The organism is endosymbiont of Riftia pachyptila (vent Ph05) (assembly GCF_000224455.1).
Taxonomy (GTDB): Bacteria; Pseudomonadota; Gammaproteobacteria; order Chromatiales; family Chromatiaceae; genus Endoriftia; species Endoriftia persephonae.
In genome coordinates, this window is record NZ_AFOC01000002.1 from 1 (window position 1) to 20,029 (window position 20,029).

General features: G+C 58.8%; 16 protein-coding genes, 1 tRNA gene and 2 pseudogenes. 12 read left to right on the forward strand and 7 right to left on the reverse strand.

Features of this window, described 5'->3' with window-relative positions; genetic code table 11:
• Positions 1 to 1,672: bifunctional protein-serine/threonine kinase/phosphatase (locus tag RIFP1SYM_RS00430; protein WP_039959426.1), on the reverse strand; the 1,672-nt coding region annotated here is incomplete at its 3' end.
• Positions 1,673 to 1,729: 57 nt separating this feature from the next.
• A complete protein-coding gene (locus RIFP1SYM_RS00435; RefSeq protein ID WP_005958538.1) occupies positions 1,730 to 3,196 on the reverse strand; it encodes a NarK family nitrate/nitrite MFS transporter in 1,467 nt (488 codons plus the stop codon).
• Between the two features lie 460 nt (positions 3,197 to 3,656).
• On the opposite strand from RIFP1SYM_RS00435, the gene nirB reads away from it, so the two are divergent.
• The 9 genes and pseudogenes from nirB to proB all read left to right on the forward strand — a co-directional run bounded on the left by nirB (position 3,657) and on the right by proB (position 13,901).
• A complete protein-coding gene (gene nirB / locus RIFP1SYM_RS00440; protein ID WP_005958539.1) occupies positions 3,657 to 6,095 on the forward strand; it encodes a nitrite reductase large subunit NirB in 2,439 nt (812 codons plus the stop codon).
• A gap of 11 nt (positions 6,096 to 6,106) precedes the next feature.
• Positions 6,107 to 6,436 carry a nitrite reductase small subunit NirD gene (nirD, locus tag RIFP1SYM_RS00445; protein WP_006473538.1) on the forward strand — a complete coding sequence of 110 codons (330 nt, stop codon included), beginning with the start codon at positions 6,107 to 6,109 and terminating at the stop codon, positions 6,434 to 6,436.
• Between the two features lie 85 nt (positions 6,437 to 6,521).
• Positions 6,522 to 8,725, forward strand: a pseudogene (locus tag RIFP1SYM_RS00450) (molybdopterin oxidoreductase family protein).
• Positions 8,726 to 8,825: 100 nt separating this feature from the next.
• Positions 8,826 to 10,727, forward strand: a complete 1,902-nt coding sequence (locus tag RIFP1SYM_RS00455) for a DmsC/YnfH family molybdoenzyme membrane anchor subunit (protein ID WP_039959431.1) — start codon at positions 8,826 to 8,828, stop codon at positions 10,725 to 10,727.
• Positions 10,728 to 10,799: 72 nt separating this feature from the next.
• Positions 10,800 to 10,875, forward strand: a tRNA-Thr gene (locus RIFP1SYM_RS00460).
• A gap of 124 nt (positions 10,876 to 10,999) precedes the next feature.
• On the forward strand, positions 11,000 to 11,314 hold the full coding sequence (gene rplU / locus RIFP1SYM_RS00465) for a 50S ribosomal protein L21 (protein WP_005958543.1): 315 nt from the start codon (positions 11,000 to 11,002) through the stop codon (positions 11,312 to 11,314).
• A gap of 13 nt (positions 11,315 to 11,327) precedes the next feature.
• Positions 11,328 to 11,585 (forward strand): 50S ribosomal protein L27, encoded by a 258-nt coding sequence (gene rpmA / locus RIFP1SYM_RS00470; protein WP_005958544.1) that lies wholly within the window; start codon positions 11,328 to 11,330, stop codon positions 11,583 to 11,585.
• Between the two features lie 86 nt (positions 11,586 to 11,671).
• Positions 11,672 to 12,746: pseudogene (gene cgtA / locus RIFP1SYM_RS00475) on the forward strand (Obg family GTPase CgtA).
• 27 nt (positions 12,747 to 12,773) lie between these two features.
• Complete coding sequence (gene proB / locus RIFP1SYM_RS00480) at positions 12,774 to 13,901, forward strand: glutamate 5-kinase (protein ID WP_005958545.1); 1,128 nt, start codon at positions 12,774 to 12,776, stop codon at positions 13,899 to 13,901.
• Positions 13,902 to 13,973: 72 nt separating this feature from the next.
• On the opposite strand, the gene rpsT is transcribed toward proB, so the two are convergent.
• Positions 13,974 to 14,234 carry a 30S ribosomal protein S20 gene (rpsT, locus tag RIFP1SYM_RS00485; RefSeq protein ID WP_005958546.1) on the reverse strand — a complete coding sequence of 87 codons (261 nt, stop codon included), beginning with the start codon at positions 14,232 to 14,234 and terminating at the stop codon, positions 13,974 to 13,976.
• A 237-nt stretch (positions 14,235 to 14,471) separates the two neighbouring features.
• On the opposite strand from rpsT, the gene murJ reads away from it, so the two are divergent.
• Entirely contained in the window at positions 14,472 to 16,007 is a 1,536-nt protein-coding gene (gene murJ, locus RIFP1SYM_RS00490) for a murein biosynthesis integral membrane protein MurJ (RefSeq protein ID WP_081417673.1), read from the forward strand.
• A gap of 81 nt (positions 16,008 to 16,088) precedes the next feature.
• Here murJ and RIFP1SYM_RS00495 read toward each other — a convergent pair whose 3' ends face one another.
• The 4 genes from RIFP1SYM_RS00495 to RIFP1SYM_RS00510 all read right to left on the reverse strand — a co-directional run bounded on the left by RIFP1SYM_RS00495 (position 16,089) and on the right by RIFP1SYM_RS00510 (position 18,799).
• A complete protein-coding gene (locus RIFP1SYM_RS00495) occupies positions 16,089 to 16,553 on the reverse strand; it encodes a hypothetical protein (protein WP_005958548.1) in 465 nt (154 codons plus the stop codon).
• Between the two features lie 149 nt (positions 16,554 to 16,702).
• Positions 16,703 to 16,909 (reverse strand): YgaP family membrane protein, encoded by a 207-nt coding sequence (locus tag RIFP1SYM_RS00500; protein WP_006473542.1) that lies wholly within the window; start codon positions 16,907 to 16,909, stop codon positions 16,703 to 16,705.
• A gap of 29 nt (positions 16,910 to 16,938) precedes the next feature.
• The gene (locus tag RIFP1SYM_RS00505) at positions 16,939 to 18,117 is read right to left on the reverse strand and encodes an OmpP1/FadL family transporter (protein ID WP_005958550.1); all 1,179 of its coding nucleotides are present in this window, start codon (positions 18,115 to 18,117) and stop codon (positions 16,939 to 16,941) included.
• A 43-nt stretch (positions 18,118 to 18,160) separates the two neighbouring features.
• On the reverse strand, positions 18,161 to 18,799 hold the full coding sequence (locus tag RIFP1SYM_RS00510; protein WP_139042018.1) for a hypothetical protein: 639 nt from the start codon (positions 18,797 to 18,799) through the stop codon (positions 18,161 to 18,163).
• Positions 18,800 to 18,970: 171 nt separating this feature from the next.
• Between RIFP1SYM_RS00510 and RIFP1SYM_RS00515 the strand changes: the two genes are divergently transcribed.
• Entirely contained in the window at positions 18,971 to 19,690 is a 720-nt protein-coding gene (locus RIFP1SYM_RS00515) for a response regulator (protein ID WP_005958552.1), read from the forward strand.
• A complete protein-coding gene (locus tag RIFP1SYM_RS00520; RefSeq protein ID WP_039959435.1) occupies positions 19,690 to 20,028 on the forward strand; it encodes a hypothetical protein in 339 nt (112 codons plus the stop codon). The genes RIFP1SYM_RS00515 and RIFP1SYM_RS00520 overlap by 1 nt, the downstream gene beginning before the upstream one ends.
• The last annotated feature ends 1 nt before the right edge of the window (position 20,029 follow it).

Here is a 20,029-nt window from a genome sequence, read left to right on the forward strand (position 1 = left end):
TGAGCAGCAGCAATCCGGCCAGGGTCTGCCAGAAGAGCAGAGGATTGCGTTCCAGCAGCGGCAGTTCTGCCTGTTCACGATAAATGGGGTTGGGATGCGCCAGATCGTGTTGCAACTCTGACAATGTCTTGTGGCGCTTTGAAGCAAGCGGGTGCACCGCCCGTTCAAGTGCAGCATCCACCCAGGCGGGAATCTCAGGATTGTAACGGCGCGCGGGACGGTAGTTTAGTCTCTGTTTTAGGTGGGGGCTGTCGCTCTCACCATAGGGCAGTTTCCCGGTCAGCATCTCATACAGGATGACGCCGAGGGAGTAGAGGTCCGATGCATGGGTGCAGGACTCACCGCGCAGACATTCTGGCGCTGCATAATCGAGGGTGCCCTNGGGGGCGCTGTGGTCGATCTCACTCTCGATCTCCTCCATGCCTGCGACCCGGGTGGAGCCGAAGTCGATCAGCTTCACGGTGCCGTGGCTATCGATCAGGATGTTGTCCGGCTTCAGATCCTGATGAAACATCTCCATGCGGTGCAGCGCCCTCAGGCCGTCGATGATTTGCTCCGCCAGGGCGCGGGTCTGGTGCAGGTCCGCCGGGCCATTGTCCTGGATCCATTGGCCTAGGCTGCGCCCCTCCACGTATTCGCTGATGTTGTAGAGGAAGTGGCGGTTGCGGGGTTCGAGAATGCGCAGGATATGGGCATTGCGGATACGTCGGCCCACCCACTCCTCAAGCAGAAAACCCTCCAGGTAGTCTGCATCATCCCGATAGTTGACCGACGGGGTCTTCAGTACGACCTTATCGCCTGATGTGAGATCCAGCGCGAGAAACACCTCGCTGCGTTTGCTGGCGTGCATCTCACGCAGAATTTCGTAGCCATCGATCTTCATGCCGGGTTGAAGGTCGGGTGGAAATGGCAGATCTGAGACCCGCTGGAAGATGTCGGCCTCAGTCTCCTGCGGGAGTTTCAACAGGTGAATGATCTGGCAGCTGGCGTTGTCGGTGCTGCCGTTCTCCAGCGCTGTCTCTACCAGCGCATTGGCGCAGGCCTGCAGATTGTAATTATTGCTGTTGAGAATCTTCAGCAGCTCTCGGCGGGTGAGGAAGTCGTGGATGCCGTCGCTGGTGAAGATAAAGCGGTCGCCTTCATCCACGGCGACTGCATGGTAGTCGATGTCGATGTGTGGGTCGGCGCCCATGGCGCGGGAGAGGAACTCTTTCTCCTTGGAGACCCAGGCTCGATGGTCGCGGGTGATCTGCTCCAGGTCGCCATTGTGATAGCGATAGATACGGGAGTCACCGATATGCACGATGTGGGCGGTGGTCGACTTGAGTACCAGGCCGCTGAAAGTGGTCAGCATGCCCCGTGCCGAATCATAGTCGGACTGCCCTTGGCTGTAGAGCCAGCGATTGAGCGCCCCCAGCACCTTGCCGGCAGAGGTCTTGACGCTCCACGACTCGGGGGTGCTGAAGTAGTCGGAGAGAAACCCGGAGACACAGATCTGACTGGCCCGCCCGCCACCTTCGCTGGAGCTCACCCCGTCGGCGATGGCGGCGGCAATCCCCTTGCTCAGCAGCAGATTGTCCTCGGGGATGCAGACGTTGCAGGTGTCATCATTATTCTGTTTGACACCAGCCTCACTGCGGAAAGCGTAGTCGATTTCGAGTTTGGTGCTCATATTCGTCCCGTAGGAGCGCCGCTAGCGGCGCTCCTACAATGGTTGAGTCGGTTCAGCTTAACTCACCTCGATCATCTGCACGCTACCGTCCTCCATCACCTCGGCAGTGTGGCCTTGGGGTTCATCCAGGAGCTGAACCGCCAGCAGGCAGACGACAGCTGCGCCAGCAATCACCAGGAAGAAAATCTGGGGTGAGACAAAGGAGAAGATGGTAAGGAAAGTGACCGCACCCACGTTGCCGTAGGCGCCGGCCATACCGGCTACCTGTCCCGTCATGCGGCGCTTGACCAGGGGTACCATGGCGAACACCGCGCCTTCACCTGCCTGGACGAAGAAGGAGCAGGCCATGGTGGCGATCACTGCCAGTGCAAGCGGCCAACCCGAGGTGATCTGGCCCAGAATGAAGTAGCCGATGGCCAGTCCGGTGATGAGCAGGCTGAGCATCTTGCGACGACCGAACTTGTCACTGAAGAGGCCGCCACTAGGACGCGCCACCAGATTCATAAAAGCAAAGCCAGATGCCAGCAGACCTGCCTGCACTATGCTCAGGTCAAAAGTCTCCTTAAAGAAGAGAGGCAGCATGGAGACTACCGCCAACTCAGAACCGAAGGTCACGAAGTAGGCCAGATCGAGGATCGCCACCTGCTTGAATTTGTAGCGGTGGATCTCCGGTACCTCCTCCTTAAAGACATGCTTGTTAATGCGCCATACCTGGGAGGTCTGATAGGCGTAGAGGGCAGCTAGGCCGATATAGATGGCGTTGGCGGCGCTGGCGCCGAGGATCTTCAGGTTGTCCGGGCCCAGCTTCCAGGTCAGCACCGCCAGGGCCGCATACATGGGGATATTCATCAGCAGATAGAAGAAAAAGTCACCCTTGCTGGTCACCTCCATGGCGCCGGTCTTCTTCGGCTTGAAGTAGGTGGAGCCCTTCGGCGTGTTGCGCGCCAACCGGTAGTAGATGAAAGAGTAGACCAGGGTGATTGCGCCGGTGGCGGCGACGGCGTAACGCCAGCCATCGTCACCACCAAACATCAGGGCCAGAGTGGGCAGGATCATGGCTGCAGCGGCGGAACCGAAGTTACCCCAGCCGCCATAGATACCTTCAGCAACACCGACCTGCTTGGCGGGGAACCACTCACCGATCATGCGGATACCGATGACAAAGCCCGCACCGACAAAGCCCAGGGCAAAGCGGCTGGCCAGCAGGGCGGTATAAGAGTCCGCGATGGCGAACCAGAAACAGATGAAGCTGGAGGAGAGGAGCAGTGAGGAGAAGATGATCCGTGGGCCGAACCGGTCCACCAGCATACCGATCACGATCCGCGCCGGGATGGTCAGCGCTACGTTGATGATCAATAGCGCCTTCACTTCCTGCGTGGTCAGATCGAAGGCCTCTTGGATCGCGGCCATCAGCGGCGCGTGGTTGAACCAGACCATGAAGGTCAGGAAGAAGGCGAACCAGGTGAGATGGAGTGTCTTTACCTTTCCTGTGAAAGAAAAAAGGTTGAGCTTGCTTTCCGACATGAGGGAATTCCTACGCTACTTGGATAATGCGTTATTCACATGCGAAATCCATGCCATCACCATATCTTGTTGAATTATATGGTGAATTAGAGGGGCTCTATCGGCCCAGGTCCTATTGTGAAGTTCGAAATCGGTGCGTGCTGGAGCAGTGATGTTCTATTTTTGAACAGCGCGCTCAGCCCCGAATGGCACCGACTGTTCTATAGAGGGCGGAGTCAAATTTGACTCCGCCCCTCCATCAAAAACATCAGGTTTTTTTGCAGGGCAGACATGGTAGTAAATGCACCAGAATGGTGCATGGATGGGTGAGGCAACTCTGTGCTGGCTTTCCTATTGCATCGATGTTGCCCGATAAATAAGGAGATAAACCTCGATATTCGATTCTGGCATGGCCTTTGCTCAGTGGATCTGAAAGCGGAGCGGTGATGTTCCGCTTCAGGATCAGATGTAGAGGGTAAAGATGAAAGAGAAGTTGGTTTTAATCGGTAACGGTATGGCCGGTATCCGCACCCTGGAGGAGTTGCTCAAACTCGAAGAGGCGGGCAGATACGAGATCAGCGTATTCGGTGACGAACCTCACCCCAACTACAACCGCATTATGCTCTCGCCGGTATTGGCCGGTGAAAAGACGTTCGACGAGATCGTCCTCAACAACCGCGAGTGGTACGCCGAGAACGGCATCATCCTGCACGCCGGTGATCCGGTGGTGGAGATCGACCGGGTCGCGCGTCAGGTGAAGAGCGCATCGGGCAAGTCGGTCGCCTATGATCGTTTGCTGATCGCCACCGGCTCCACTCCCTTCATCATCCCTGTGCCCGGCGCTGACCTGCGTGGGGTGATCGGTTTCCGCGACATCAAAGATGTAGAGATCATGTTGGAAATCGCCGCCAGCCATAAAAAGGCAGTCGTGATCGGCGGCGGCTTGCTGGGTCTGGAAGCAGCCAATGGTCTGATGAAGAACGGTATGGATGTCACCGTGGTGCATCTGATGGATACCCTGATGGAGCGCCAGCTCGATAAGCCGGCGGCCAACCTGCTGAAGGCATCCCTGGAGCAGAAGGGCCTGGAGTTCCTGATGGAGGCGCAGACCGAGGTGATCCTTGGTGACGAGCATGTCACCGGCGTGAAGTTTGCCGATGGCTCTGCTGTCGAGGCCGACCTGGTGGTGATGGCGGTGGGTATCCGCCCCAACATCGAGCTGGCGCAGCAGGCGGGCATCCACTGCGAGCGCGGCATCGTGGTCAACGACACCATGCAGACCTTCGATCCGAAAATCTACTCAGTGGGAGAGTGCGTACAACATCGGGGCGATTGCTACGGTCTGGTGGCGCCTCTGTTTGAGCAGGCTAAGGTCTGCGCCAACCATCTGGCCCAACTTGGCTATGGCCGTTACGAAGGTTCCGTCACCTCCACCAAGCTGAAGGTGACCGGCATCGACCTCTTCTCCGCGGGTAAGTTCAACGAGGAGGAGGGTGATGAGACCCTGGTGCTGCAGGATGCGGCTCAGGGCGTCTACAAGAAGCTGGTGATTCGCGACAACCGGATCAAGGGTGCGGTGATGTACGGCGATACCATGGATGGTACCTGGTACTTCCAGTTGCTGCGTGAGGGCACCGACATCTCCAGCCTCCGCAGCACCATCCTGTTCGGCCAACACGACCTAGGTGATGCGGGTCACGGCGATGAGACTCGCGTGGCGATGCTCTCCGACGACGCGGAGATCTGCGGCTGTAATGGTGTCTGTAAAGGCGACATCGTCAATGCTATCAGCACCAAGGGTCTGTTCACCCTCGAAGAGGTGCGTGCCCATACCAAGGCCTCCGCCTCCTGCGGCTCCTGTACCGGCCTAGTGGAGGCGATACTGGCAAGCACCGTCGGCGAAGGCTACGACGCCTCACCGAACAAGCAGGCGATGTGCAGCTGTACGGAGCTGAGTCACGATGAGGTGATGGAGGCGATCCAGAAAGAACAACTCAAGTCGATGCGCCAGCTGTTCGACTACCTCAACTGGAAAACCCCGGACGGCTGCGCCAGCTGCCGTCCCGCCCTCAACTACTATCTGCTGGCTAACTGGCCCGACGAATACCAGGATGACCTTCAGTCACGCTTCATCAACGAGCGCGCCCACGGCAACATCCAGAAGGACGGCACCTACTCGGTGGTGCCACGGATGTTTGGTGGCCTCTGTACCCCCAAGGATCTACGCGCCATCGCCGATGTCTGCGACAAGTTCGAGGTGCCGGAGATGAAGGTCACCGGTGGCCAGCGCATCGACCTGTTCGGCATAAAAAAAGAGGATCTGCCGGCGGTCTGGCGGGATCTCTCGGAGGCGGGCTTTGTCTCCGGTCATGCCTACGGCAAGGCGATGCGCACAGTGAAGACCTGCGCCGGCAAGACTTGGTGTCGCTTCGGCACCCAGGACTCCACTGGTCTGGGTGTCAAGCTGGAAGAACTCACCTGGGGCTCCTGGATGCCACACAAGTTCAAGCTGGCGGTCTCCGGCTGTCCGCGCAACTGCGCCGAGGCCACCATCAAGGACTTCGGCGTGGTTTGTGTCGATTCCGGCTACGAGCTGCACATCGGTGGCAACGGCGGTATCAAGGTGCGTGTCACCGACCTGCTGTGCCGGGTGGAGACTGAAGAGGAGGTGCTGGAGTACTGCGGCGCCTTCACCCAGCTCTATCGCGAACAGGCCCACTATCTGGAGCGTACCGCCCCTTGGGTCGAGCGCGTGGGACTGGGCTATATCAAGCAGCGCATCCTGGAAGACGAGGTGGGACGCAAGACCCTCTACCAACGCTTCAAACTGAGCCAGCGCTATGCCCAGGTCGATCCCTGGAAGGCGCGGGCCGATGGCGCTCAGGCCAACGAATTCACCCCTATCCAACTGGCAGTGTAAGGAGCAAGACGATGAGCAAATGGACTGAAGTAGTAGCGCTGGCGCAGATCCCGGTGCTCGGCTCCCGCATGATCAAGACCCGTGACATGGATATCGCTGTGTTCCGGGGGAGTGACGATCAGGTCTATGCGATCCGGGATGCCTGTCCGCACAAGAGCGGCCCTCTGTCGCAAGGCATCATGCACGGCACCTCCGTCACCTGTCCGCTACACAACTGGCGGATCGATCTGACCAGTGGTGAGGCGTTGGGGCCGGATGAGGGCTGTGCCAATGTCTTCCCGGTGCGGGTTGAGGATGGCCTGGTCTATCTGCAACTACAACCGTCAGAGGCCGCTGCATGAATGCCAGGTCGGGCTGTGCCCGACAAGCGGTCGTCACGAGTCTCTTATGGCGGGCACAGCTCGCCCTATGAAGTGAGGAGACATCATGCTGTTTGGCAGGACAAAGAAGAATCCGATCACGATTGCCGACAAGGGTGTGGTCGAGTGGAAGTACGCCGCCTGCGGCTACTGCTCCACCGGCTGCTCCATTGAGGTGGGGCTGAATGCCGAGGGCAAACCGGTTGCCTCCCGAGGCGTGGCGGAGGCCGACGTCAACCGCGGTAAGTTGTGCTTGAAGGGCATCTTCGAGCACGAACTATTCGACTCCGCCGGCCGCGGCCTGGAACCCAAGATACGCGAGCAGTGGCACCAGCCCTGGCAGCCCACCGACTGGGATACGGCCCTGGATAAAACCCACGACGAGATCCGCCGCATCCAGGCGCAGTATGGCCGTGACGCCTTCGCCATCATCTCTACCGGACAGATGCTCACCGAGGAGTTCTACACCCTGGGTAAGCTCACCCGTGGCCTGATCGGTACCAACAACTACGACGGCAATACCACCCTCTGCATGGCCTCGGCGGTCTCCGGCTACAAGCGCTCCTTTGGCTCCGACGGCCCACCGGGTTGCTACGATGACTTTGAGCACACCGACTGCCTGATCGCCTGGGGTTCCAACCTGCCGGAGCAGCACCCGATCATCTACTGGCGCATGAAAGAGGCACAGGAGCGGCGCGGCTTTCCTCTGATCGTGGTGGACCCGCGGGTCACCATGCTGGCGCAGAACGCCCACATGCATCTGCCGATCACCCCCGGCACAGATGTGGTGCTGCAGAATGCGATGATGCATGTGATCCTGGACGAAGGCCTGGAAGACAAACGTTATATCGAGGCTAATACCAACGGCATCGAAGAGCTTCGGGCAGAAGTGGCCAATTATGACCCGGTAACGGCATCCAAGATCTGCGGCATTGACGAGGACACCATCCGCCATGTCGCCCGGCTGTTTGCCAACGCCGGTGCGGCGATGCAGATCTGGACCATGGGCATCAACCAGTCCACCCACGGTTCTGATGGGGTCGTGGGGATCAACAACCTAGCGCTGCTCACCGGCAATATCGGCAAGCCCGGCGGCACCAGCCTCTCTATCACCGGCCAGTGCAATGCCATGGGCACCCGCGAGTGGTCTTCCTGCTCCGGCCTGCCCAACTACCGTTACCTGGAGATCCCCGAACACCGCGAGGAGATCGCCAAGTTCTGGAACGTGGACCCCGAGTTCTTCCCCAAGAAGCGCGGCCTGTTTCAGACCGATATCTATCACGCCATCGAGTCGGGCCAGATCAAGGGGCTGTGGCTGATCGCCACCAACCCCTTGTCCTCCCTGCCCAACACCTCGCGCATCCGCAAGGCGATGGAGAAGCTGGAGTTCTGTGCTGTGCAGGACTGCTACGAGGACACCGAGAGCGCTCAGTACGCCCATGTCTACCTGCCTGCTGGCACCTGGGCGGAAAAGGAAGGTGTGATGACCAACACCGAGCGACGCATCAACCTGGTCAAGCCAATCAGCCCAACGCCGGGACAGGCCAAACCTGACCTGTGGATCTTCAACCGCATGGCCGAGCGTTTCAATCGCGACGGCAAGGTTAACTTTCCTGAGCGGGCACCCGACATCTTCCTGGAGATGGGTGAGCTCTCCAAGGGGCGGTTTGCCGACATCTCCGGCATGAACCACGAGCTGATCGAAAAAAATCGCGGCATCCAGTGGCCCTACACCCATGAGCAGGTGGAGAGGGGCGAGGCGCCGCCCAAGGGGGGCAAACGCCTCTATACCGAGGATGCCACTTTCCGTCACCCGGACGGCAAGGCGAAGCTGATCCCGCTGCCCTTCATCGACAATNAGAGGTGCCGGACGAGAAGTTCCCCGTCTGGCTTAACACCGGGCGCCTGATCGAACATTGGCACGGCCGTACCAAGACCGGCAAGATCGGCAACAATAATAAGTACAGCCCGATCCCGTTCATCGAGATCAACCCGGATCTGGCGGCGGAGTTGGGCATCCAGCGGGGAGAGTATGTCCGCCTGGTGTCACGCCGTTCCGATGCGGTGGTGATGGCCCAGCCCACCCAGCGGGTGCCGAAGAACATGGTCTTCCTGCCCTTCCATTTCCACGACTGCGCCAACCGCCTGACCCTGGGTTTGTTGGATCCGCACTCTCGCCAGCCCGCCTACAAGCAGTCCGCCGTGCGCATCGAACGTATTGCCGACCAGTTGGGCGCGGCCCGGTTGAGTAAAGAGATGCGCAAGTTTTAAGGCTCAGGGGGGGCGGAGTCAAACCGCGTAAGCCTGTCGGCATCATGCATCAAAGATGGGCGGTTTGGCTCCAACCCCGGGTTATCCATGAGAAATGACTATGTTTGAAGCACGCGAAAACGAACCCGACTACGCCCGGCTCAACGACCCGACGAGCCAGGAAACCAACCGCTACGGCGCACCGATCGAGAAGGCCAGGGCGGGTGATTCGCTCCATGGCCAGAGCCTCAATATCAACGGTGATGATGGGATCGGTGACAACCCCAACCGTTACAAGCAGCACGGCTTCTACTTCAACGCCGACAACTGCATCGCCTGTCACGCCTGCGAGGCGGCCTGCAGCGAGAAGAACGACAACCCGGCGCACATCGCCTTCCGCTCGGTGGGTTTCGTGGAGGGCGGCACCTACCCGGCCTATCAGCGCCTCAACATCTCCATGGCCTGCAACCATTGCGATGACCCGGTCTGCCTGAAGGGTTGCCCCACCCGCGCCTACACCAAGTTCGCCGAATACGGCGCGGTGCTGCAGGATCCGGACATCTGCTTTGGTTGCGGCTACTGCACCTGGGTCTGCCCCTACAACGCGCCCCAGCTCGACCCGGTCAAGGGCCGGGTGAGCAAGTGCAATATGTGCGTGGACCGGCTCGAAGTGGGCCTCAAGCCTGCCTGTGTCGCCGCCTGCTTGGGCAAGGCCCTCGACTTCGGCGTGATCGAGAATATCCCTGAGGGACGCGATCAGGCGAAGAGTGAGATCCCTGGCTTCCCACGCACCGATATCACCCACCCCAACATCCGCTTCCAGCAGACCCGTACCACCCAGCGGGAGATGGCGCGGGTGGACAGCACGGCGGTGAAATACCACCGTGATGATGCCAATGGCAGCTTCCATCCGGTGGTCGACCCGAAGCACGGTTTTAAACGGGAATGGAACCTGAGCACGCTGCTCGGCTCCCACGAGAACGCCCATATCGCCTTCACCCTCAGCGCACAGACGGTGATGGGCGCCTTCCTGCTGCTGACCCTGGGGGCTTGGGCGGGTTTGCAACCGATGGTCGCCTTCACAGCGGGCAGCGCTCTCCTGCCCGCTGCCCTGGTGATGCTGGCGTTGATGGGCGTCGGCCTGTTCAAGCTCACTATGCACCTGGGTAAACCCCACCGTTTCTATCGCGGCTTCTACAATCTGCGCTTCTCTTCGGTGAGCCGTGAGATCGCCGGTGTTTCGCTCTTTTTTACCGGGTTGGCGGGTTTTACCTTCTTTGCCGTCTCCGATCTGCTCTTCGACAGCCCCTTTCCCGGGGTCGTGCAGGACCTGTTTGCGGTAATCGGCCTGTTGGGAGCCGGGATCGGTGGATACTTTATGTATAAGCTCTACCGGATTCCCGCCCGCCCATTTTGGGATCACTGGTATACCGCGGCGACTTTTGCCGGCACTGCCCTGACGCTGGGTTCTCTGCTGCTGGCGCTGGTGGCTCTGGCGTCCAATCAGTTGCCCCCAGAACTGGGGCGACTGCTTGCCATGGTGGCGGGAACGGGGCTGGCGCTGGAGGGCATTGGGTTGCTCTACCATGCGCGGGATCTGCAAGCCCAGGAGAGCGAGGGCGCCGCCTCCTTCTATGAACAGACCACCACCTACGGCTATCCTTACTGGCTGCGCAACGGCCTGTTGGTCGTGGCACTGATGCTGGTCCTGGGTGTCGGTCTGCTCGACGGCGATAGTGCCTGGGCATTCATTCTCCTGGCGCTGTTGGCCCTGATCGTCTCTGTCATCGGCCGGGCGCTCTTTTATGTGTTGGTGATCCCCACTACCATGCCCGGTGCCTTTTTCTGGAAGAACAAAGGCTTCGTCGAACACGCCCGTGAGTCGGGGCTTGCTGAGATGCCGCAACTGGGGGTGGCCTATGAGCAGCACCATCCCTTCAAACTGGGAGAATTGCTGGAGACGCTGCGCTCGACGACTCTGCGCGAGAAGTTCGACCAGTTGTGTCGTCTCGTCACAGGTTGAACGCAGGCCGGGTGAGTGTGCTTTCGCGACGCGATTGCCAGCCTATAGATAAAGTCCTACAATCGCCTCCTTGCCGGCGTAGCTCAGTTGGTAGAGCAGCTGATTTGTAATCAGCTGGTCGGGGGTTCAAGTCCTCTCGCCGGCTCCATTTCTCTTCGTCAGGCAGTGTGCATAACGCTGTGTTGACTCTTTTCTTGCAAGCATATAGAATCCCGCCTCTTTCCGCGCGGTGTTCTGCGCAGAGTCAACGGTTTTTTTGGGGATGATGAGCTATGTATGCGGTAATTCAGACCGGCGGCAAGCAGTATCGTGTGGCGGAAGGCGACACTATCAAGGTTGAGAAGCTGAGTGCTGACGAGGGCGCTTCCGTCGAATTGGACAAGGTTCTAATGGTTGCGGACGGTGAAGATATCAAGGTAGGTGCGCCCTACGTTGATGGCGGCAAGGTAACCGTCACCGTTAAGTCCCACGGTCGTGGCAAGAAGGTCAAGATCATCAAGTTCCGGCGCCGCAAGCATCATATGAAACGGCAGGGTCACCGGCAGTGGTACACCGAACTGCAGGTTACCGGTATCAGCGCAGGCTGAGGAGGCTAGAGCAATGGCACATAAAAAAGCAGGCGGTAGTACACGTAACGGCCGCGATTCAGAATCTAAACGCCTGGGCGTGAAGGTCTTTGGTGGCCAGGACACCAAAGCTGGCTGCATCCTGGTGCGTCAGCGCGGCACCCGCTTTCACGGCGGCGTGAACGTTGGTGTTGGCAGGGATCACACCCTGTTTGCCAAGGCTGACGGCAAGGTGGTGTTCGAGGTCAAGGGGCCGCATAATCGCAAGTTTGTGAGTGTGGTTGCCGACTGAGATCGTCCGTATCCGGCTATCCAGGGGCCTCGTCTTTGACGGGGCCTTTTGCGTTCTGGGGAGCCTGGGGCAATCGGGGGGAGAGCATGAAATTTGTCGATGAGGCCAAGATCAAGGTCGAAGCCGGGGATGGTGGCAACGGGTCCGCCAGCTTTCGGCGTGAGAAATATATTCCCAAGGGTGGCCCGGATGGTGGCGATGGCGGTAACGGCGGCAGCGTCTATCTGATTGCCGACAGCGGTCTCAATACTCTGGTCGACTTCCGTACCCAGCGTCACCACCGGGCGCAACGCGGGCAGAACGGCATGGGGCGCGAGCGCACCGGCCGCAGCGGTGAGGATCGCTATGTCAAGGTGCCGGTAGGGACTCGGGTGCGGGATGAGGAGACCGGCGAGTTGATCGGCGAACTGCTGGAGCATCATCAGACCCTGCTGGTGGCCCAGGGGGGTACCCGCGGCATTGGTAATATCCACTTCAAGAGCAGCACCAATCGCACCCCACGCCAGTTTANTCCACGGTACCCCGGGGGAGCGGCGCGAATTGCAATTGGAGCTGATCCTGCTTGCCGATGTAGGCTTGCTGGGGATGCCCAACGCCGGCAAGTCGAGCCTGATCCGCAAGATCTCCAGTGCCCGCCCGAAGGTGGCGGGGTACCCCTTCACCACTCTCTATCCCAACCTTGGGGTGGTCAGCCTGGCGCGCGAGCGCAGCTTCGTGGTGGCTGATATCCCCGGTGTGATCGAGGGCGCGGCGGAAGGGGCCGGGCTCGGCATCCAGTTTCTCAAGCACCTCTCACGCACCCGTCTGCTGCTGCATCTGGTCGATATGGCACCGCTGGATGAGTCGGATGACCCGGTACAGGCGGTGCGGCGCATCGAGCAGGAGCTGGCGTGCTACTCGGATGAGCTGGCCGGCCGCGAGCGCTGGCTGGTGCTCAACAAGCGTGATCTGCTGTCTCCCGAGGCATACAGTGAGCGGCTCACGGCGATTGTCGATGCGCTTGGCTGGCAGGGGCCGGTGTATGGTATCTCCGCGGTGAGCGGGGAGGGCGCGCAACAGCTGGTGGCTGATCTGATGGCCCGGCTGGAGGCGGTCTGGCAAGAAGAGCGCTGCGCTGACGAAGAGGAGCCTGAGGCGGCTTGGGACCCGTTACAGGGCTGACGGAGCGCGGCAGACACAGGATCATCGATGGTAATCTCACGCGACAGCCTGCCCCAGACACGCCGCTGGGTGGTCAAGATCGGTAGCGCTCTGCTGACATCCGGCGGCAAGGGGCTCTCCCGCGCGGTACTCTCCCCTTGGGTGGAGCAGATGGCGCGGCTCAGGCAGGCGGGCCATGAGATCGTGCTGGTCTCCTCCGGTGCGGTGGCCGAGGGCATGAGCCGGATGGGCTGGAGTCGCCGCCCGCACGGCCTGAATGAGCTGCAGGCCGCCGCCGCCATCGGTCAGATGGGGCTGATCCGTGCCTACGAGGCCTGTTTCCAGAAACACGGCCTGCACACAGCACAGATCCTGCTGACCCGGGATGACCTCGCCGACCGCATGCGCTACCTGAACGCCCTCAGCACCCTGCGTACCCTGATTGATCTGGGGGTGGTGCCGGTGATCAACGAAAACGACACCGTCGCCACCGAAGAGCTGCGATTTGGCGATAATGATACCCTGGCGGCGTTGGCGGCGAACCTGGTCGAGGCCGACCTGCTGGTGTTGCTGACCGATCAGGAAGGGTTGTTCGATGCCGATCCACGTGGCAATCCACAGGCGCAGCTGATTCGTGAAGCGCGGGTCGATGATCCGCTACTGGATCAGGTGGCCGGCGGCAGTGCTGGCGGGCTGGGGCGCGGCGGCATGGTGACCAAGGTGAGGGCAGCGCGTCTGGCGGCGCGCTCCGGCACCGCCACCATCATCGCCTCAGGCGCTCACCCCGGTGTGCTTGATGGTCTTGCCTCCGGGGAGATGAGCGGTACTTTGCTGATCCCTGCTCAGGAGCCACAGGCGGCGCGCAAGCGCTGGCTCGCAGGACAGTTGCAGGTGCGTGGCCGGCTGACGCTCGATGACGGAGCGGTAAGGGTGTTACGTGAACAGGGCTGCAGCCTGCTGGCGGTGGGGGTCACTCTGGTGGATGGTGAGTTCCAGCGTGGCGAGGCGGTGGTCTGCGTAGATCGTCATGGCGGAGAGGTAGCGCGCGGGCTGGCAAACTATAACGCCCATGAGACGCGCCGCATCATGGGGCAGCCGAGCCAGCGTATCGAAGAAATACTTGGCTATGTGGATGAGCCTGAGCTGATCCATCGTGACAATCTGGTGCTGATTTAGTTTTCTTCTCTGCTGGGCATAAAAAAACCGGCACTGGGCCGGTTTTTTTCACAGGAGCATTCGCTTTTCGGCTTACAGCGCCTTGATCTGTGCGTTGAGGCGGCTCTTATGGCGGGCTGCCTTGTTTTTCGAGATCAGGCCCTGGCCGGCAGTGCTGTCGATTAGCGGTACTGCTGTCTTGTAGGCTTCGCTGGCGCCCTCTTTGTCACCGCTGGCGATCAGTTTCACAACCTTCTTAACTGCGGTGCGCATGGTGCTGCGGCGGGACTGGTTGCGCAGATGACGTTTGTCTGCCTGACGAGCGCGCTTACGGGCTTGAGCTGAGTTTGCCAACTTGGGTCTCCTGGAAATCCTGTGTCTGAAAGGGCGCGCATTATCCTAAACAATGCGCTCTCTGTCAACTCTAGCTGGAGCTACTGCCCGGTTCCTGGATTTCTAACTTAACTTGTCCAAATTTGCACATATAATCCTTAGTCCACTTTGAATATTAAAAATAAGCGTGGCTATTCGGTGTGTGTGCCCTGAATGGGGGCGCACTGAGATAGTTACCACCAAACAAAGGATGGGGTTCTGGCTTCGTTTCTCAAACCTTTTGCCACGGTAGGCAGTAACACTATGATCTCCCGGATACTGGGGTTTGTCCGGGATCTGGTGCTGGCTCGCATGTTTGGTGCGGATGCGACCACCGATGCTTTCTTTGTCGCGTTCAAGATACCCAACTTTCTGCGCCGTCTGTTTGCCGAAGGTGCGTTTTCGCTCGCCTTTGTACCGGTCCTGACGGAGTATCGAAGCCAGCGCTCGGAGCAGGAGCTGAAGGCGTTTGTCGATATGATGGCCGGCACCCTTGGCGTGGTGCTGCTGCTAACTACCCTGCTTGGTGTGGTGGCCGCACCGCTGCTGGTGATGATCTTTGCCCCCGGTTTTCTCAGTGACGGTGATGGCAAGTACGAACTGGCGGTGGAGATGCTGCATCTCACCTTCCCCTATCTCTTTTTTATCTCCTTGACCGCCTTCGCCGGTGGAGTGCTGAATGCCCATCACCGTTTTGGTGCGCCTGCCTTCACTCCGGTGTTGCTGAATCTCTCGCTGATTGGATGTGCGCTCTGGCTATCGCCGATGATGGATCAGCCGATTGTCGCGCTGGCTTGGGCGGTGCTGCTGGCTGGCGGTGTGCAGTTCATGTTCCAGCTGCCCTTTCTCTACCAGATCCGGATGATCCCGCGGCCAAGAGTGGCATTCCACGATCGCGGCGTGATCCGGGTGATGAAGCTGATGGTACCGGCGCTGTTTGGGGTCTCGGTGAGCCAGCTCAACCTGCTGCTGGATACCTTGATTGCCTCGTTTCTGGTCAGTGGCAGCATCTCCTGGCTCTACTACTCCGACCGTCTGATGGAGTTTCCGGTGGGTATCCTCGGCGTCGCGCTGGGCACTGTGATTCTGCCGAATCTGTCACGCAAGCACGCGGAGAAGTCTCAGCAGGAGTTTTCCGACACCCTCGATTGGGCGCTGCGGGTGACGGTGCTGTTGGGGATGCCGGCGGCTGTCGGGTTGTTTGTGCTGGCCGGGCCGACCCTTGCCACCCTATTTCACTCGGCAGCTTTCACCAAGCAGGATGTGCTGATGTCGAGCTACAGCCTGATGGCCTACGCACCTGGGTTGATGGCGATCATGCTGATCAAGATTCTTGCGCCGGGTTTCTATGCCCGCCAGGATACCCGCACCCCGGTGCGGATCGGGATCTTAGCGATGGCGGCGAATATGCTCTTCAATCTGCTGCTGGTGTTTCCGCTGGATCACGCCGGGCTGGCGCTGGCGACCACGATATCCTCTTCGCTGAATGCCTGGCTGCTCTACCGTGGACTGCGGGGGCAGAGCATCTATACGCCCCGTCCCGGCTGGCCCGGGATCTGGCTGCGCGCCTCGATAGCAGCCTTCGCCATGGGTGCGCTGCTGCTGTGGGGGGTCGGCAGTCTCGACCTTTGGCTCGGCCAAGGCACTTGGACCCGGATCGTTCATCTCACCTTCTTTATCGCTAGCGGGGGGGGGCTCTACTTCGTCGTGCTCTACATCTCCGGTATTCGACTGCACCACTTCCGCTCGCTCTAGGAGCCCCCACACCACAGGCCTGGGGGTGCCTAGAATCTTAAAAACGATTTGCGATTTTATATCGCCGTTTCTGGACAGACGCTAGTCGGAAACCACATCGATGCGGTAACCCGCATGACAGGCGATGCAGTTTTGCATCAGTTCGACCAGTGCGCCCAGGGTCTGTTCTTTGTCACCGAACTGCTCAGCATCCAAGGCCAGAGAATCGAATTTGGTATGCGTATCGAATCCGAGTTTCTTGAACTCGAGGGGCAGTTTTCCCATCAAAGAACCTGGTACTGCCTCCTGCGCTGCGCGCCCCACTTTGCGTGCAGCATCGGCAACCTTTTTCATGTCATCCTGGACGATGCCTTCATTGATCTGTTGCACGGCCACCAGGAAAGCGCGCATCTCCCCCAGTACCAGATCCCTTTCGGCAGTTTCTAGCTGCAGGCTCAATCGCCCGTCGCTGGCCTGTTCGACACTACCCTGGATGATGAATTTGTAGGCCATGCCCAGTATCGCAACTAACAGCAGAGCAGTAATGGTCCAGCAAGTCTTACACATGGGTGAATCTCTCCTTTTGGGGGTAGCCCCAGATTTACTTTACGATCAAGAGCCGCCTGCCGCTTCTGCTTGCCGCTCTGTTAAAGAATGGTTGTCTCTCATCGATTCGGGGCGCCCCGTAGGGCGCTCCGAATTTCGGTTTCAGGTTATCAGCTTGAACAGGGTGTTTCTTCTGGCACCCCCAGCTTTTTCAGGATGCTGGAGAGCGGACAGATATTGGTGAAACCGCTCTGCATCAGGTTGGCCCCGACAAAAAGTGTCAAAAATGCCCAGTAGGGATGGATATAGTGAGTCAGGGCCAGACTCAGCAGGATCATCATTCCCGCCATCAGGCGGACAATTCTATCAATAGTCATCATGTACTCCTCATTAGTATGGAATCGGATCAAAGCGCGTAGCTCAACTGCAGGTAGACGATGTTCTGCTGGATGGATATGGTATTGCCGGAGCCGGTATTGGACGTCAACTCATTTTCAAAGGCGTAGGTATAGGAGAGCGAACCGGAGATGCGGTCGCTGAGTTTGCGTGTCATACCCAGAGAGATGTGCAGTTCCGGAATCGCCACGGAGCCGAGATTGTTGTCCACATCCTCTTCATCAAAGGGTGCCTCCGCATAGTTGACGCCAAACCGCACTGTTGTCTTCGGGTTTATCTCTTTCTGCACACCCAGGGCTAGAACCAGTTGGTCATCCCACCCGAAGTTCAGTGCCGTTGGCACTGTCAATCCAAAATCTCCCGGGGTGTAACCGGCAGGGTGACTGATATTCACCGATCCCATGGTGTCGCTGAAGTTGATCCATTTGGCATCCAGTTCGATCAGCATGCCATCGAGGGGGCGGAGGGCAAAGCCCAGCGCAAAGGACTGGGGCATATCCATGTCGAGTTCAAACTTGCCGGCGGCGGTATTGAATTCGTGTTCACTTACGTTCGTTTTGCTTATCCAGGACGCGCCAAGCTGCATCTTGTCATTGATGTGGTAGACCGCCCCCAATGACACTCCAAAACCAAATTTCTGATTTTGCGAGAAGGTAAATGAGGGATTGCTCAGGGCTAGACTCTGGTAGCCAATATTGATGGAGGCACCGAGAGAGAGCTTGTCGCTGACCTTGTACGCAACCGTCGGCGCCAACTTAAAAAAGCCCTTGGTGGTCACGAACTGCTGATCGTTGGGCAATGGAAAGGCATCCGGGAAGTCAACGCCAAACCCCGAGATGGCCGCCATGCCCAGGCCAAAATAAAGCCGATCGTTGACTTTGAACGCAGCGGTTCCAGACGGCATGAAGAAGAGGTTGGAATCACTCTCGTTGCCATTGACCTCTCTGGGAGGATTGAGAAACCCTGGGCTCAGATCGAACCTGACCTCTTCGATGCCGAGTTCGGCAATTCCCGCCGGATTGGTGAGTACGGTGCCGGTATCCTGCGGCGCTGCAACCACGGCGCCACCCATGCCCCACTGAGTCGCGGTTACGCCCAGTACCTGATCCCCATTGGTCGCGTTCGCAGCCATCGGCAGGCTGCCAAGTAGCACAATTGCCAGGGTGTTTTTTCTTCTCTTTATCAACATTGTGGACTCCTCCGGATATTCTGTTTTCTACTTATGATTGATATCAGCGCAACAGGTCTGACTGGCCCGGGATGCCGCGAAACATGGCGTGACAACCCACGCAGCCCCCAGTAATGTCATCCATGTAAGAGGCGGCCTTCCCCATGTCCCCCTGCTCGGCCGCATCAGCAAGGCGCTTTGCGGTGCCTTCCACGCTGGCATTGAAACCATCGAGGGCCGCCAGGCTGTCATCGTTGATCATCTCCAGACTCATGTAAGGAAGTAGGCCACCCCTGGGAATACGGTGATTGGCAAGACGCCTGGCGCTATCGGTCGCTTGCTCTGCGTTGTCGGTCATGATGCCGGCCGCCATGCTCTGGTAGTCGGAAAGTACTTCGTGCATCACCTGGCGCAGCGTGACTTTGTCGCTATGCCGGGAGTGCTGGGCATAGATAGAAAGGAGCATCTTTTTGGTTTTTGGTGAGAGCGCCTTGACCCGCTTCTGCAACTCTGGCTTCATCAGTCCAATCTGTTTTTTCATCATCTGCTGGAGCTGTTTCATGTCGGCTGCCTTCGTCTGTTGCTTGTCGGCAACCGCCACTCCGGCGCACAACAACATCGAGATGGCGACCCCAAGAAGCCCCAATCTCCGACGCAGTGAGTGGATTTGAAATGTATTATTCTCGTTACGAGCAGGTCGCATGTTTTCTTCCCCCAATGGTGTCTGAATTTCAGTTATGCTCGGTGTTGCTGGCAGTGCCACATCGGAGCAACAAACGCAGTATGCTGGGGTTATTTTCCGCGGCGTTAACCGTTCGGTAACAGGTTGTAACGAGTTGTTTCAGAAACATTTCATCGGCTAGATACTCGCGGCATGGCCAATAAAGAAGCCAGTCATCGCCTTCTCGTCGTGGATGACGAAGCTGAACTCCGATCACTGTTGCAGCGATATCTGACCAATGAGGGGTATCAGGTGGCTGCGGTGGAAGACGGGGCCGCGATGACCCGCCACCTCAAAACGCACCACGTCGATTTGATCATCCTTGATCTGATGCTGCCGGGAGAGGATGGCTTGTCGCTGGCCCGTAATCTGCGCAGCCAGGGCAATCAACCCATCATTATCATCTCGGCTCGGGGCGAGGAGATGGACAGAATCATCGGCCTCGAGGTCGGTGCGGACGACTATCTTGCCAAACCCTTCAATCCGCGAGAGTTGCTGGCTCGGATTCGCGCTGTCCTGCGCCGCATGAAACACGCAGATCAGCCCATGGAGGCGGCAGAAAAGGCCGTTCTTGAATTTGGCCCCTTTGCCCTCGACGTGGAAAAATACCGCCTCACCCGGGAGGGGAATGAGATTCCCCTGACCCATGGTGAATTTACCCTGTTACGGGTCTTCCTAGAACATTCAGGTCGGGTGCTCAGTCGGGATATGCTGATGGAGATCACCAAGGGTTACGAGCGCTCCCACCTCGACAGAAGCATCGACGTCTGCGTTAACCGGCTACGGCGGAAGATCGAACCCAATCCCTCTGAACCTATCTATTTGCGCACGGTTTGGGGTGCCGGCTACCTGTTCTCACGCAACGGCGAGTGATGGGGCTGTTTCGATTTCACAGCCTGTTTGGTAGAACCTTGGCCACCATTGCGTTGGTCTCTGTCGGATTTCAGCTGCTGACTCTGAGTGTATTGGCCTTCTACGTGTTGGTCCCCTTGGGAAAACGTGCCACCGACGACTTGGCGGCGGTGATGGTGCACGCCATGCAGCGCTGGGAAAGGCTGCCGGAGCAGGAACGCCCGGCGTTCCGCAAGATTCTGAAACAAAATCATGACCTGACCCTGGTGGTTCACAGATACCCCCCTTCCCGACAACACCGATTTCTTACCCTATTTCTATTTTCTCAGGCAGGCGCTTGCCCGGCGCGTTGGCGATGAA